This window comes from Actinomadura keratinilytica, assembly GCF_039539665.1.
Lineage (GTDB): Bacteria > Actinomycetota > Actinomycetes > Streptosporangiales > Streptosporangiaceae > Spirillospora > Spirillospora keratinilytica.
The window spans coordinates 22,453-36,918 of the sequence record NZ_BAABDO010000002.1 but is presented as its reverse complement, the minus strand read 5'-3'; the positions used below and the strand labels follow the sequence as shown (position 1 = coordinate 36,918).

The 14,466-nt window shown below is 71.1% G+C and carries 13 protein-coding genes; 6 read left to right on the top strand and 7 right to left on the bottom strand.

The annotated features are described in order from the left end of the window. Window positions 1–125: 125 nt before the first annotated feature. The 3 genes from ABD879_RS00900 to ABD879_RS00890 all read right to left on the bottom strand — a co-directional run bounded on the left by ABD879_RS00900 (window position 126) and on the right by ABD879_RS00890 (window position 2,754). Complete coding sequence (locus ABD879_RS00900) at window positions 126–941, bottom strand: enoyl-CoA hydratase/isomerase family protein (protein ID WP_345016383.1); 816 nt, start codon at window positions 939–941, stop codon at window positions 126–128. Window positions 942–954: 13 nt separating this feature from the next. After that, complete coding sequence (locus ABD879_RS00895) at window positions 955–1,857, bottom strand: SDR family oxidoreductase (RefSeq protein ID WP_345016381.1); 903 nt, start codon at window positions 1,855–1,857, stop codon at window positions 955–957. A gap of 195 nt (window positions 1,858–2,052) precedes the next feature. Next, window positions 2,053–2,754 carry a DedA family protein gene (locus tag ABD879_RS00890; protein WP_345016583.1) on the bottom strand — a complete coding sequence of 234 codons (702 nt, stop codon included), beginning with the start codon at window positions 2,752–2,754 and terminating at the stop codon, window positions 2,053–2,055. Window positions 2,755–2,843: 89 nt separating this feature from the next. Here ABD879_RS00890 and ABD879_RS00885 point away from each other — a divergent pair, with 89 nt between their 5' ends. From ABD879_RS00885 to ABD879_RS00860, 6 genes are all read left to right on the top strand, one after another. Then, entirely contained in the window at window positions 2,844–3,773 is a 930-nt protein-coding gene (locus ABD879_RS00885) for a glutathione S-transferase family protein (RefSeq protein ID WP_345016378.1), read from the top strand. A 185-nt stretch (window positions 3,774–3,958) separates the two neighbouring features. Further along, the gene (locus tag ABD879_RS00880) at window positions 3,959–4,630 is read left to right on the top strand and encodes an AIM24 family protein (RefSeq protein ID WP_345016376.1); all 672 of its coding nucleotides are present in this window, start codon (window positions 3,959–3,961) and stop codon (window positions 4,628–4,630) included. 197 nt (window positions 4,631–4,827) lie between these two features. Continuing rightward, window positions 4,828–8,526, top strand: coding sequence for a multifunctional oxoglutarate decarboxylase/oxoglutarate dehydrogenase thiamine pyrophosphate-binding subunit/dihydrolipoyllysine-residue succinyltransferase subunit (locus ABD879_RS00875; RefSeq protein WP_345016374.1), 3,699 nt, complete (start codon window positions 4,828–4,830; stop codon window positions 8,524–8,526). Between the two features lie 95 nt (window positions 8,527–8,621). Further along, window positions 8,622–8,801, top strand: a complete 180-nt coding sequence (locus ABD879_RS00870; RefSeq protein ID WP_345016373.1) for a DUF6104 family protein — start codon at window positions 8,622–8,624, stop codon at window positions 8,799–8,801. Window positions 8,802–8,901: 100 nt separating this feature from the next. Further along, on the top strand, window positions 8,902–9,717 hold the full coding sequence (locus ABD879_RS00865) for a DUF4097 family beta strand repeat-containing protein (protein ID WP_345016372.1): 816 nt from the start codon (window positions 8,902–8,904) through the stop codon (window positions 9,715–9,717). 1 nt (window position 9,718) lies between these two features. Continuing rightward, complete coding sequence (locus ABD879_RS00860; protein WP_345016369.1) at window positions 9,719–10,429, top strand: PadR family transcriptional regulator; 711 nt, start codon at window positions 9,719–9,721, stop codon at window positions 10,427–10,429. A gap of 60 nt (window positions 10,430–10,489) precedes the next feature. On the opposite strand, the gene ABD879_RS00855 is transcribed toward ABD879_RS00860, so the two are convergent. The 4 genes from ABD879_RS00855 to ABD879_RS00840 all read right to left on the bottom strand — a co-directional run bounded on the left by ABD879_RS00855 (window position 10,490) and on the right by ABD879_RS00840 (window position 14,065). Further along, on the bottom strand, window positions 10,490–11,458 hold the full coding sequence (locus ABD879_RS00855) for a zinc-binding dehydrogenase (RefSeq protein WP_345016367.1): 969 nt from the start codon (window positions 11,456–11,458) through the stop codon (window positions 10,490–10,492). A gap of 67 nt (window positions 11,459–11,525) precedes the next feature. Next, window positions 11,526–12,347, bottom strand: coding sequence for an amino acid ABC transporter ATP-binding protein (locus tag ABD879_RS00850; protein ID WP_425549607.1), 822 nt, complete (start codon window positions 12,345–12,347; stop codon window positions 11,526–11,528). A gap of 14 nt (window positions 12,348–12,361) precedes the next feature. Beyond that, a complete protein-coding gene (locus ABD879_RS00845) occupies window positions 12,362–13,207 on the bottom strand; it encodes an amino acid ABC transporter permease (RefSeq protein ID WP_345016366.1) in 846 nt (281 codons plus the stop codon). A gap of 9 nt (window positions 13,208–13,216) precedes the next feature. After that, a complete protein-coding gene (locus ABD879_RS00840; RefSeq protein ID WP_345016364.1) occupies window positions 13,217–14,065 on the bottom strand; it encodes an ABC transporter substrate-binding protein in 849 nt (282 codons plus the stop codon). Between the last annotated feature and the right edge of the window lie 401 nt (window positions 14,066–14,466).

The window sequence follows — 14,466 nt, the reverse complement described above, 5'->3', positions numbered from 1 at the left end:
GCACCCGCGAACCCCCGCCACCGACCCGCTATCGACCCGCCGCCACCGTCCGCCGCCCGAGACGGCCCGGCACCGGACAGCGCGCGGCGTGCCGTCCCGCGGGGGACGGCACGCCCATGACGCGCTCAGCGGTTCTTGAAGACGGGAGGGCGCTTCTCCATGGTGGCGGTCATGCCCTCGGCCAGGTCCTCGGTGAAGAACGCCAGCGTCTGCACGCCGGTCTCGGCCGCCAGCTGGGCGCGCAGCCCGGGGGCGTCCAGGGACATGTTGAGCAGCTCCTTGGTGCGGCGCAGCCCGTAGGGGGACTTGGCGAGCAGCTCGTCGGCCAGCGCCAGCGCGGCCTTCAGGTCCGCGCCCTGCTCGGTCACCTCCGTGACCAGGCCCAGCTCGGCCGCCTCCGTCACGTCCAGCCGCCGCGCCCGGTAGAAGATCTCGGCCGCGCGGGCCGGGCCGACCAGCCGCGGCAGCAGCCACGACAGCCCGCAGTCGCCCGCCGACAGGCCGAGGTCCACGAACGGCAGGACGAACTTCGTCGTCGGGTCGGCCACCCGCAGGTCGCAGGCGAGCGCCCAGGACACCCCCATGCCCGCCACCGGGCCGTGCAGCGCCGCGATCACCGGCTGCGGGATCTCCCGCAGCCGCGCGGTCACCTCGCCGCCCCGGGCGATGCTCCGGTAGATCCGCTGCGGGCGCCCCTCGCCGGCGGCGTCACCGGCATCGTCGGTGTCGCCGGCCCCGCCGGCGCGCAGGTCCATGCCCGCCGAGAAGCCGCGCCCCTCGCCGGTGAGCACGACCACCCGGGTCTCGGCGTCGCGCATCAGCTCGTTGAGGACGTCGACCATCTCCTCGGCGAGCGCGGCGGTGACCGCGTTCAGCCGCTCCGGGCGGGACAGGGTGATCACCAGCACCCCGTCCCGCCGCTCGAGTTTCAGATCGCCCATGTCCGGCGCGCGGTCAGGAGCCCAGGTGCTGGATCAGCGGGGCCATCTGCTCGCCGGGGTTCTTCGGCACGATGTACGGCTCCTGGGCGTTGATCGCCTCCCAGTTGTCGCGGATCGCCTCCACCGACAGGGCCTCCTTGGTGCCCCAGCCCGGCCCCTCGGCCACGAACACCCGCGCCACCCGGCCGCCGCCGACCGTGTAGACCTCGCCGCTGACCGGGACGCTCTCGTGCACCAGGTAGGCCACCAGCGGGGTGACCTTGTCGACGCCGAGCTTGTCGGCCGAGTCGGGGGGCAGCAGGTCCTCGGTCATCCGGGTCCACGCGACCGGGGCGATCGCGTTGGCCTTGATGTCGTACTTGGCGCCCTCGTGGGCGAGCGTCCGGGTGAACCCGACCAGGCCCATCTTGGCGGTGGCGTAGTTGGCCTGCCCGAAGTTGCCGAACAGCCCGGCGGGCGAGGAGGTGTTGACGATGCGGCCGTAGCCGTTCTCCCGCAGGTGCGGCCAGGCCGCCTTGGTGACCAGGAACGAGCCGCGCAGGTGCACGGCGATCACCGCGTCGAACTCCTCGACGGTCATGTTCTTGAACGACCGGTCGCGCAGGATGCCGGCGTTGTTGATGACGATGTCGACCTTGCCGAACGCCTCCAGCGCCGCGCCCACCACGGCCTCGGCGCCCTCGGGCGTGGCCACGTTGTCGGGGCTGGCCACGGCCTCGCCGCCGTTCTTGTTGATCTCCTCGACGACCTCCTGGGCCGGGCCGGCGGAGGCGCCGACGCCGGAGCGGTCCCCGCCCAGGTCGTTGACGACCACCTTGGCGCCGCGCGCGGCCAGCTCCAGCGCGTGCTGGCGCCCGAGGCCGTGGCCCGCTCCGGTGACGACCGCGACCCGGCCGTCGTAGCGCAGTTCCGACATCCCGCTCTCCTCACATCGCACCGAACACGTCGACGGGTGGTCGACGGATGTACGCCCTCAGGTAACCACCCGAGGGTTACCCAGTGGTACCACTGAACCGAATCTGACTCGGCTTCGGCCCCCTGGACTTCTCCCCCGGCGGCGCCGCGGCTACTCGTCCGGGAGGCCGGTCGGCGGGTGATCGTCCGGTTTGGGTCACCGTCCGCCGCGGGAGCCGTCGGACGCGCCGTCCACGGCGGCGGCCTCGGCAGTGAGGGCGTCGGCGACGCCCTCGGCCTCCTTTTCGGTGCGCGTCTCGCCTCTGCGCCGGCGCCACGCCCAGACGGCCAGCGCGGCCAGCGCGACCGCGGCCAGGGCGATCGCCAGGCCGCGTCCGGCCACCTTGGCCATGTGCTCGAACGCGGCCCCGGTGAAGAAGCCGCCGAAGGTGAACACGCCCACCCAGCAGATCCCGCCGAGCGTGTTGAACACCAGGAAGCGGGCGTAGGGCATGCGGGCGCTGCCCGCCAGGGCGGGCATCAGGGCGCGCAGCAGCGCGGTGAACCGCCCGAGGAACACGGCGAACGCCCCGCGCCGCCGGATGAGGTCCTGGGCGCGGCCCACCGCGGGCCGGTGCCGCCGCGTCGCCCGGGTGTCGAGCAGCCGGTCGCCGTAGCGGCGGCCGATCTCGTAGCCCACCGAGTCGCCCGCGATCGCGGCGGCGATCGCGATCGGCAGCAGGACCGCCAGCGACAGCCGCCCCTGGGAGGCCAGCACCCCGCCGACCACGATCGCGGTCTCGCCCGGGAAGACGAACCCGAAGAACAGTGCGGCCTCGGCGAACACCAGACCGGCCACCAGCAGATACACCGGCAGCGGCGGCAGCCCGTCCACCAGGGCGCTGAAGTGCTGCGTCATGGACACTCCGGCCAGGCTAGCGGTAGCGGCGCGCGCGGCGGCACGCTGGAGGGGACAGACGAGCACGCGACGGACGTCAGGGGCGCGGAATGACGAAGATCATCACCAGGGAGATGAAGGACGGCCGGTTCGAGCGCCAGCCGAACCGCTTCACCGACCGGATCACCGCGGACGGCTCCAGCGGGTACCCCGCCGAGCCCGGCCGCTACCGGCTGTTCGTCTCCTACGCCTGCCCGTGGGCGCACCGCTCGCTGATCGTCCGGCGGCTGCTCGGCCTGGAGGAGGTGATCGGCCTCGGCGTGGTCGACCCGATCCGCGACGAGCGCGGCTGGCGCTTCCCCGAGCCCGACCCGGTGACCGGCGCGACGTTCCTGGCCGAGCTGTACCGGGCCACCGACCCGTCCTACGAGGGCCGCGTCACCGTCCCGTGCGTGTGGGACACCCGCACCGAGCGGATCGTCACCAACGACTTCCCGGTGATCACCACGACGATGGAGCTGGAGTTCGCCGCCCACCACGCCCCCGGCGCGCCCGACCTGTACCCCGCGGAGTCGCGCGCCGAGATCGACGAGCTGAACGAGCTGATCTACGCCAACGTCAACAACGGCGTCTACAAGGCCGGGTTCGCCACCTCCCAGGAGCCGTACGAGGAGGCCGTCGACGCGCTGTTCGACACGCTCGATGTGCTGGAGGAGCGCCTGGCGACGCGGCGCTACCTGATGGGCGACCGGCTCACCGAGGCCGACGTGCGGCTCTACCCCACGCTGGTCCGCTTCGACGTCGTCTACCACGGGCACTTCAAGTGCAACCTGCGGCGGCTGGTCGACTACCCCAACCTGTGGGGCTACGTCCGCGACCTGTACTCGATGCCCGCCTTCCGGGAGACCACGGACTTCGACCACATCAAGCGGCACTACTACGTCACGCACGAGGGCATCAACCCGTCCGGGGTGGTGCCCAAGGGGCCGATCATCGACTGGAGCGAGCCGCACGACCGCGCACGCCTCGCCGCCGGCTGAGGCGGCGGGCCCGCCGTGGCCGGTCCGTGCCAGACGCCGCGCGGCGGGCGGAGAGCCCTCGGGGCGTCGGCCTCCCTCGTTATGCTGACGCCCCACATCCTGCCCCCGGGACACGCCGTCCGCGGAACCTCCGGGCCCCGCGCGACCGTCCAAGGTCTTGCGAAACCTCCACGAAAGGGTCAGTCATGCGCAGCGCGTTCTTCGGCAACATGGACCAGGGGCAGCAGCTCCCGGGCCACTTCGCCCTGCAGAACTCGAAGATGCTCCGGGTCCACCTCAACGGGGACGTCCTGGCCCGGCAGGGGTCCATGGTCGCCTTCCAGGGGCAGATGGACTTCGACTACGAGGGCGCCGGAGGCATCGGCAAGTTCATGAAGAAGGCGCTCACCGGCGAGGGCGTCCCCACGATGCGGGTCAAGGGGCAGGGCCTGCTGTTCCTGGCCCACGACGCCGACGACATCCACCTGTTCTACCTGGAGAACGAGGGCATCACCGTCAACGGCTCCAACATCCTGGCCTACGACGCGCACCTGCAGTCCGACATCCAGCGCGTGCAGGGCGCGGGCATCGCCGCGGGCGGCCTGTTCAACACCACCCTCACCGGCACCGGCTGGGTGGCGCTCACCACACACGGCACCCCGGTCATGCTCGACTGCGGCCGGGCGCCCACGTTCGTCGACGGCCAGTCGGCGGTGGCCTGGAGCAGCCACCTGCAGGTAGGCGTCAACCGCACCTTCAAGATCGGCGCGCTGATCGGCCGGGGCAGCGGCGAGGCGATGCAGCTGGCGTTCCAGGGGCAGGGCTTCGTGCTCGTCCAGGCCAGCGAGGGCCCGACGGTCCCGCCGCACACCCACTGACCTGCGGACGGCGCGCAGCCGCCGGAGGTTTTCGGAGATCTCGACGAATTCGGGGTGCCGGATTTGGCGAGATCCACCGTAACGGGGCCCCGCGGGGGCGGGGTGCCGACGTCACGGCGTCCCCGGCGGGCGAGTGCGAGTAGCCTTAAGTCGTCTCAGAACACACCTGCGAGCTGCGGAAGAGGGCGATCTCCGCCGTGTCGACAGAGTCGCACACAAGTGCCGACCCCAAGCACACAGATTTCGGTGCCAACGAGTGGCTGGTCGACGAGCTGTACCACAAGTACCTCGAAGACCCGAACTCCGTGGACGAAGCCTGGTGGAGCTTCTTTGCGGACTACCAGCCGGACTCCCGGCCGTCCGCCGCTCCCCCGAACGCGTCCCCCGGCACCGACGGAGCGGTCGTGACGGCCGCCAACGGCACCGCGGCCGCCCCGCCGACACAGCCGGTGACGCCGCCCAAGGCCGCCCCCAAGGCGGCGCCGAAGGCCGAGGCCAAGAAGGCCCCCGCCGTCCAGGTGCCCGAGGGCGCCGAGGAGGTGCGGCTGCGCGGCGTCGCCGCCCGCACCGCGACCAACATGGACGCCAGCCTGGCGGTGCCGACGGCCACCAGCGTGCGGGCGGTCCCGGCCAAGCTGCTGATCGACAACCGCATCGTCATCAACAACCACCTGCGGCGCGGCCGCGGCGGCAAGGTCTCCTTCACCCACCTGATCGGCTACGCCATCGTCCGCGCGCTGCAGGCGATGCCGGAGATGAACAACGGCTACGCCGAGATCGACGGCAAGCCGACGCTGATCAAGCCCGCGCACGTCAACTTCGGCCTGGCCATCGACCTGCAGAAGGACGACGGCACCCGGCAACTGGTGGTGCCCAACATCAAGGCCGCCGAAACCCTGGACTTCCGCCAGTTCTGGGCCGCCTACGAAGAGATCGTCCGCAAGGCGCGCGCCGGCAAGCTCACCCTGGAGGACTTCCAGGGCACCACGATCAGCCTGACCAACCCCGGCACGATCGGCACCGTGCACTCGGTGCCGCGGCTGATGCCCGGCCAGGGCTGCATCATCGGCGTGGGCGCCATGGAGTACCCGGCCGAGTTCGCCGGCGCGTCCGCCGAGACGCTGGCGCGCAACGGCATCAGCAAGGTCATGACGCTGACGTCGACCTACGACCACCGCATCATCCAGGGTGCGCAGTCGGGCGACTTCCTGCGCCGCATCCACCAGCTGCTGCTGGGCGAGGACGGCTTCTACGACGAGATCTTCGAGGCGCTGCGGATCCCGTACGAGCCGGTCCGCTGGGTGCAGGACATCTCGGCCACCCACGAGGACGACGTCGCCAAGGTCGCCCGCGTCCACGAGCTGATCCACGCCTACCGGGTGCGCGGCCACCTGATGGCCGACACCGACCCGCTGGAGTACAAGCAGCGCCGCCACCCCGACCTGGACATCCTTGAGCACGGCCTCACCCTGTGGGACCTGGAGCGCGAGTTCGCCACCGGCGGCTTCGGCGGCAAGCCGACCATGAAGCTGCGCGACATCCTGGGCGTGCTGCGCATGGCCTACTGCCGCACGGTCGGCATCGAGTACATGCACATCCAGGACCCCGAGGAGCGGGCCTGGATCCAGGAGCGGGTGGAGATCCCGCACGACAAGCCGTCGCGCGAGGAGCAGCTGCACATCCTGCGCCGCCTCAACAGCGCCGAGGCGTTCGAGACGTTCCTGCAGACCAAGTTCGTCGGGCAGAAGCGGTTCTCGCTGGAGGGCGGCGAGTCGCTGATCCCGCTGCTGGACTCGGTGATCTCGGCGGCGGCGCAGGCGCACCTGGACGAGGTCGTCATCGGCATGGCGCACCGGGGCCGGCTCAACGTGCTGGCCAACATCGTCGGCAAGTCCTACGGGCAGATCTTCGGCGAGTTCGAGGGCAACCTCGACCCGCGCAGCGCCCAGGGCTCCGGCGACGTGAAGTACCACCTGGGCGCCGAGGGCGACTTCGTGGCCCCCGACGGCTCGAAGATCCGCACGTCGCTGGTGGCCAACCCGTCCCACCTGGAATGCGTCGACCCGGTGCTGGAGGGCGTGGTCCGCGCCAAGCAGGACGTCCTGGACGTCGGCGAGGCGGGCTTCACCGTGCTGCCGATCCTCATCCACGGCGACGCGGCGTTCGCCGGGCAGGGCGTGGTGGCCGAGACGCTGAACCTGTCGCAGCTGCGCGGCTACCGCACCGGCGGCACCGTGCACGTGGTGGTCAACAACCAGGTCGGCTTCACCACCGCGCCGGAGTACTCGCGCTCCAGCGTCTACTCCACCGACGTGGCCCGGATGATCCAGGCGCCGATCTTCCACGTCAACGGCGACGACCCGGAGGCGTGCGCGCGGGTGGCGCGGCTGGCCTTCGAGTACCGGCAGACCTTCAAGAAGGACGTCGTCATCGACATGGTCTGCTACCGGCGGCGCGGGCACAACGAGTCCGACAACCCCTCGTTCACCCAGCCGCTGATGTACGACCTGATCGACGCCAAGCGCTCGGTCCGCAAGCTGTACACCGAGGCGCTGATCGGCCGCGGCGACATCACGGTCGAGGAGGCCGAGGCGGCGCTGCGCGACTACCAGGAGCAGCTGGAGCGGGCGTTCACCGAGACCCGGGAGGCGGCCAAGCGGCCGCTGGAGCCGGGGTCGGTGGTCAAGCCGGACGTCGAGGAGCGCATCCCGATCGACCACGCGGGCGCGGGCACCGCGATCCCGATGGAGACGGTCAAGCGGATCATCCAGTCGCAGGTCACGCTGCCGGAGGGCTTCAACGTGCACCCGCGGCTGCAGCCGATCCTGCAGCGCCGGGTGCAGTCGATCGAGGACAACGCGATCGACTGGGCCACCGGGGAGCTGCTGGCGTTCGGGTCGCTGCTGATCGACGGGCACCCGGTCCGGCTGGTCGGCCAGGACTCGCGGCGCGGCACGTTCGGCCAGCGGCACGCGGTGCTGGTGGACCGCAAGACCGGCGAGGAGTACACCCCGCTCAAGCAGTTCGGGCAGGGCGTGTCGAAGTTCTACGTGCACGACTCGCTGCTCAGCGAGTACGCGGCGATGGGCTTCGAGTACGGGTACGCGATGACCCGGCCGGACGCGCTGGTGTGCTGGGAGGCCCAGTTCGGCGACTTCGCCAACGGCGCGCAGTCGGTCGTCGACGAGTACATCTCGTCCGGCGAGCAGAAGTGGGGCCAGCGCTCGGGCGTGGTGCTGCTGCTGCCGCACGGCTACGAGGGCCAGGGGCCCGACCACTCCTCGGCGCGCATCGAGCGCTACCTGCAGCTGTGCGCCCAGGACAACATGACCGTGGTCTACCCGACGACCCCCGCGAACTACTTCCACCTGCTGCGCTGGCAGGTGCTGTCGCAGCGGGGCAAGCCGCTGGTGGTGTTCACGCCCAAGTCGCTGCTGCGGCTCAAGGCGGCCACCTCGGCGGTCGACCAGATCACCGAGGGCTCGTTCCAGCCGGTGATCGGCGAGACGTCGGCGGACATCGACCCGGCGAAGGTGCGCAAGGTCGTGCTGACGTCCGGCAAGGTCTACTACGAGGCCCTGGCGGCGCGGAAGGCGGCGGGCGTCGACGACACGGCGCTGGTGCGGGTGGAGCGGCTCTACCCGCTGCCGGTGGACGAGATCAAGGCGGAGCTGGCCAAGTACCCGGCCGACGCCGAGCTGGTGTGGCTGCAGGAGGAGCCGGCCAACATGGGCGCCTGGCCGTTCATCGCGCTCAAGCTGCCGCCGCACCTGGACGGCCGGCAGCTGAACCGGGTGTCGCGCCGGGCCGCCTCGTCGCCGGCGGTCGGCTCGGCCAAGCTGCACCAGGCCGAGCAGGAGGCGCTGCTGGCCCGGGTCTTCGGCGCCGGGCAGTGACGGACCGGAACGGGTAACGACCGGCTGAGTGTCGAGGGCTCCGGGCGCGGCCGCGCCCGGAGCCCTCGCCTTTGCCGCATGGCTGGAGAGAGGCGATGTACTTCACCGATCGGGGTATCGAGGAGCTGACCGAGCGGCGCGGTGAGGAGGAGGTCACCCTGAGCTGGCTGGCCGAGCGGCTGCGCGAGTTCGTGGATCTGAACCCCGAGTTCGAGACGCCCGTCGACCGGCTGGCCACCTGGCTGGCCCGGCTGGACGAGGACGACGAGGAGTAGCGGCCCCGGCCCGGCTCTGCCGCGACGCGATATGCCCGCTCTTACCGAGACGCGACATATCGTGTTTACTGGAAGCAGTCGGACGAAGGGCGATGTCGCGATGTCGCGCTGGACGATCGAGGAACCCACCTCCCTGGAATTCGACGGCGTGGTGGCGCTGAAGACCACGCTGATCGCCGGAAGCGTCTGCGTGCTGGCCGGGGGCGAGCGGCCCTCGGTCCTGGTGGACGAGGTGGAGGGGCCGCCGCTGGTGGTCAGCCACGAGGCCGGCATGCTCAACGTCAGCCACGAGCGGCTCTGGGAGGGCGTGCTGACCTGGCTGCGCACCCAGCGGTGCCGCGCCGTGGTCACCGTCACCGTGCCGCACGACTGCCCGGTCACCGTCAACCTGGTGTCCGCGGACGCGGTCATCACCGGGCTGTCGGCCCGCACGTCCCTCAAGACCGCCTCGGGCGACGTCACCCTGGACGGCGTCACCGGCGAGATCGACGTGGGCACCGTGTCGGGCGCGATCGAGGCCCAGGGGCTGGACGGGCGGGTGGCGTTCACCTCCGTGTCCGGCGACCTGGCGCTGGCGGGCGGCTCGGTGGACGCGCTGACCGCCCGCACCGTCAGCGGCCGCATCGCCGTGGACGTGGACCTGGCGAAATCCGGGTCGGTGGAGGTGAACACCGTATCCGGCGAGGTGGCGCTGCGCGTCCCGGAGTCCGTCTCGGCCGAGGTGACGCTGAACTCGGCGGCCGGTCGGCTCGACTCCTCCTTCGCCGGGCTGGAGCGGCAGGACCGCCCGTTCGGCCGGACCGTCGCGGGCCGGCTGGGGGACGCCTCCGGCAGGCTGTCGGTGAACACGGTGTCCGGCGGCGTCACCCTGCTCGGCCGGACCCCCGGCGACCCCGCATCCGGAATGGAGAAGTGAGTTGAGCCCCGTCTTCGGCCACGGCCGCCTGCGGCTGTACCTGCTCAAGCTGCTGGAGGAGTCCCCCCGGCACGGCTACGAGGTGATCCGGCTGCTGCAGGACCGCTTCCTCGGGGTCTACTCGCCCTCCCCCGGCACCATCTACCCGCGCCTGGCCCGGCTGGAGTCCGAGGGCCTGGTCAGCCACGAGGTCGTCAAGGGCAAGAAGGTCTACTCGCTCACCGACAAGGGCCGGGCCGAGCTGGAGCGCCGCATGGACGAGCTGGCCGAGCTGGAGGAGGAGATCTCCGCCTCGGCGCAGCGGTTCGCCCGCGAGGTGCAGCAGGACGTCCGGCAGACGGTGCGCACGCTGCGCGAGGAGCTCACCCAGGCCGCCCGCAGCATGCGCGACCAGGGCCGGGCCGCCTCCAAGGAGGCGTGGCGGGAGACCGCCGAACGCCAGAAGGAGGAGTGGCGCCGGCAGAAGGACTTCTGGCGCGAGCAGACGCAGACCTGGAAGGAGGAGTGGCAGCGCAGCTGGGAGGAGGTCTGGAAGACCGCGACCGGCTCCCAGGACGACTTCGCCCGCCTCAAGCTGGAGCGCCTGCTCGGCCGGTTCGTCGAGGACGTCCGCCGCGACGCCCGCGACGCCCGGCTGAGCGAGCACGATCTGGAGGCGGTGCGGGACCTGCTCGACGACGCCCGCGCCCGCCTCCGCGACCTGCTGTCGTGATCGGCGCTGTCGTGACCGGCGCTGGGCGCGTCCCGCCCGGTCCCCCGGCCGGGCGGGCGGCTACGGCGTGAAGACGATCTTGCCGAAGAGGTCGCCCTCGGCCATGGCGGTGAAGCCCTCGACGGCCCGGTCCAGCGGCAGCACCCGGTCGATCTTCGGCCGGACGCCCGTGGTGACCAGGAACCGCGCCAGCCGCTGGAGCTGGTCGCGGGTGCCCATGGTGGAGCCGACCACCGACAGCTGCAGGAAGAACACCCGGTTCAGCTCGGCGGGCGGCACCTGGCCGCTGGTCGCGCCCGACACCACGATCCGCCCGCCCGGCCGCAGCGACTTCAGCGAGTGCGACCAGGTGGCCTGGCCGACGGTCTCCATGACCGCGTCCACCCGCTCGGGCAGCCGGGCGCCGGGCTCGAACGCCGCGTCCGCGCCCAGCTCCAGGGCCCGCTCGCGCTTGGCCTCGCTGCGGCTGGTCGCCCACACCCGGTAGCCCGCGGCCGAGCCGAGCGCGATCAGCGCGGTGGCGACGCCGCCGCCCGCGCCCTGCACCAGGACGGTCGAGCCGGGCTGCAGGCCGGACTTGTCGAACAGCATCCGGTAGGCGGTCAGCCAGGCGGTCGGCAGGCAGGCCGCCTCCTCGAACGACAGCTCCGCGGGCTTGGGCACCAGGTTGCGGCGCGGCACCGCGACCTTCTCGGCGAACGTGCCGTCGTGCAGCTCCGACAGCAGCGACCGCTTGGGGTCGAGCGTCTCGTCGCCGCCGCCGCGCTGCGGGTCGCCGATGACCGAGTGCACGATGACCTCGTTGCCGTCCTCGTCCACTCCGGCCGCGTCGCAGCCCAGGATCATCGGCAGCTGCTCGGCGCGCAGCCCCACGCCGCGCAGCGACCACAGGTCGTGGTGGTTGAGGGCGGCGGCCTTGACCGTCACCGTGGTCCACCCGCCGGGGACCTCCGGGTCGGGCCGCTCGCCCAGCGTCAGCCCGTTCACGGGATTGTCTGCGTCGAATCGCGTAGCCGTCACAGCGAACATGACCGCACCCTAGTCCGCGCCAAAACCACGCGCCCCGACCGGGGTCCGGCCGGGGCGCGAAAGGATGCTACGAGCGCGACTTCGGGATCTCCTCGGGAGCCTCGCCGGCCGTCAGGCCCTCCGGGTGCTCCAGGTCGGCCGCGTCGCCGACGTCCACGTGGGTGGGGTCGAGGACCCGGCGCAGGAAGCGCTGGGTGCGTTCGTGCCGAGGATCGCCGATGACCTGGTCCGGCGGCCCCTGCTCGACGATCACGCCGCCGTCCATGAACACCACGTGGTCGGCCACGTCCCGGGCGAAGGCCATCTCGTGGGTGACCACGAGCATGGTCATGCCCTCCTGGGCGAGCTGGCGCATGACGGTGAGCACGTCGCCGACCAGCTCCGGGTCGAGCGCCGAGGTGGGCTCGTCGAACAGCATCAGGCTCGGGTCCATCGACAGCGCCCGCGCGATGGCGACGCGCTGCTGCTGCCCGCCGGACAGCTGGGAGGGGTAGCTGTCGGCCTTGCCCTCCAGGCCCACCTTGGCGAGGTTCTCGCGGGCGATCCGCTCGGCCTCGGCCTTGGAGCGCTTGAGCACCCGCCGCTGGGCGATGGTGAGGTTCTCCAGCACCTTCAGGTGGCTGAACAGGTTGAACTGCTGGAAGACCATGCCCAGGCGGCGGCGCGCGGCGTTGATGTCCACGTCGGGGTGGGTCAGCTCGACGCCGTCCACGACGATCGTGCCCGCGGTCGGCTCCTCCAGCAGGTTCACGCACCGCAGCAGGGTCGACTTGCCCGAGCCGGACGGGCCGATGATGCAGATCACCTGGCCCCGCTCCACCGACAGGTCGATGCCCTTGAGCACCTCGACGGGGCCGAACGACTTGTGCAGCCCGCGGATCTCCACCATGTGCGTCACAACGCTCACCGTGCCTTCGCCTGGCGGGCCTCAAGCCTGCGCACGAGGTAGCCCAGCGGAATCGTGATGATCAGATACGCCGTGCCGGCCACCATGATCGGCGTGACGTCCGCCAGCCGCACCGCGACCTGCTCCCCGAACTTGGTCAGCTCGACCTGGGTGCTGGTCACGCCGAGCACGAAGACCAGCGAGGAGTCCTTGAACAGCAGCACCAGCTCGTTGGTGAGCGGCGGGATCACGATCCGGAACGCCTGCGGGATGACGATCGTGAGCATGGCGCGGCTGTAGGACATGCCCAGCGAGCGGGCCGCCTCCATCTGGCCCTTGGGCACCGCCTGGATGCCGGCCCGGATCGTCTCGGCCATGTAGGCGGCGCCCACCAGGCCGAGCCCGAGCGCGATCTGGGTGTAGATGCCGCCGGGCGGGTCGCTGAACGTCGGGAAGGCGATCGGCAGGCCGAAGGCGACCAGGATCAGGATCAGCAGCGCGGGCAGCCCGCGGAAGATCTCGATGAAGACCAGCCCGAACCAGCGGTACGGCCCCACCGACGACAGCCGCATCAGCGCGATCACCAGGCCGACCACGATGCCCAGCGCGTAGGCCAGGACGGTGTAGATCACCGTGTTGCCGAGCGCCCGGAAGACGTCGGGGACGGTCTCCCGCGCCGCGTCGGCGTCGAGGAAGTGCTCCTGGATCTTCGGCCAGTCGGCGAACACGGCGACCAGCACCACGATCAGCAGGAAGATCGCGTACTGGATCCAGCGGCCGATCCGCTGCTTCTGGCGTGGGCTGAGCCCGCTCCGGCCGGGGGATCCCCCGGCCGGAGCGGCCTCTGGCGTCGTCGCGGTCATGAGCGGCTATCAGCCTTCGGCGGGCATCGTCTTGGGGTCGGAGCCGACCCACTTCTTGTACGTCTCCTTCCAGGTGCCGTCCTGGATGGAGGACGTGATCGTCTCGTTGATGACCTTCAGCAGCTCCTCGCTGCCGGTCTTCTTGACGGCGAAGCCGTACTGCGCGCCGGTCGGGATCTCGGCGACCAGCTCGAACTTGCCGGAGACCTCGGGCTTCTTGAGCCAGCCGTTCACCACCGGCAGGTCCTGCAGGGCGACGTCGATCGCCCCGGACTGCAGGGCCAGCAGCTGCTTGCCGGAGTCCTTGTACTGGCGGGCCTCGATGCCCTTGCTCTTGGCGTAGTCGAGGCTGGTGGTGTCGGCCTGGACGCCGAGCTTGGCGCCCTTGGCCTTGACGTCGTCCACCGAGGTGACGCCCGAGCCCTTCTTCACCAGCAGGCCGAGCACCTCGGGGAAGTACGGCCGGGAGAAGCCCAGGTTCTGCTTGCGCTCGTCGGTGATCGTCATGCCGGCGGCGGCGACGTCGCAGCGGTTGGCGTTGAGCGCGGCCCCGCTCTTGATCACATCGAAGTCGATGTTGACGATCTCCTGGGTGACGCCGAGCTTCTTGGCGACCATGTCGATCATGTCGACGTCGAACCCGACCACCTTGCCGCCCTCCTCGTACTGGAACGGCGGGTACGGCAGGTTGGTGCAGGTCTTCAGCTTGCCGCTGCTCACCAGCCTGACCCCGGGGACCTTGGTCCCGGTCGCCGAGTCGTCACCCGAGTCGCCCCCGCACGCACTCAGCGCCAGCAGCCCGGACAGGGCGAGCGCGGCGGCCGCGACGGTACGGCGACGCAGAGAACCAATCGTCACGGTCCCCCTCCATAAATTCGTCGATCATTGGCCGGACCGGGTCGATCCGTAGACGAGTGCACATTCTGGCGTACACCAGGCATGAACTGGATTAAGGGTGCGAAACAATCGCACAACAGAGCAGGCGGCTCCACCCTACCCGCGGCGACGTTTCGACTGCACACGGTGGGCATGACGCCCGAAAGGGACGGGTGCCGCGTGGCGTCGGGGGCGCATGTTGCGTGACGGCCGCCACTCCGGCCCCCGCCCATCGGGCCGAGGCCCCTGTGGCACAATCGGACAACGGGTGACCCCCGTACGTCGCGAGATCACCACAGGTGCCCGGCCACCAGACCGCACCACCGTCCACGCGCGGCATCGCCTCAAAGCTCTCATCTCACAGACAGGGGTCGCTGTGGCTG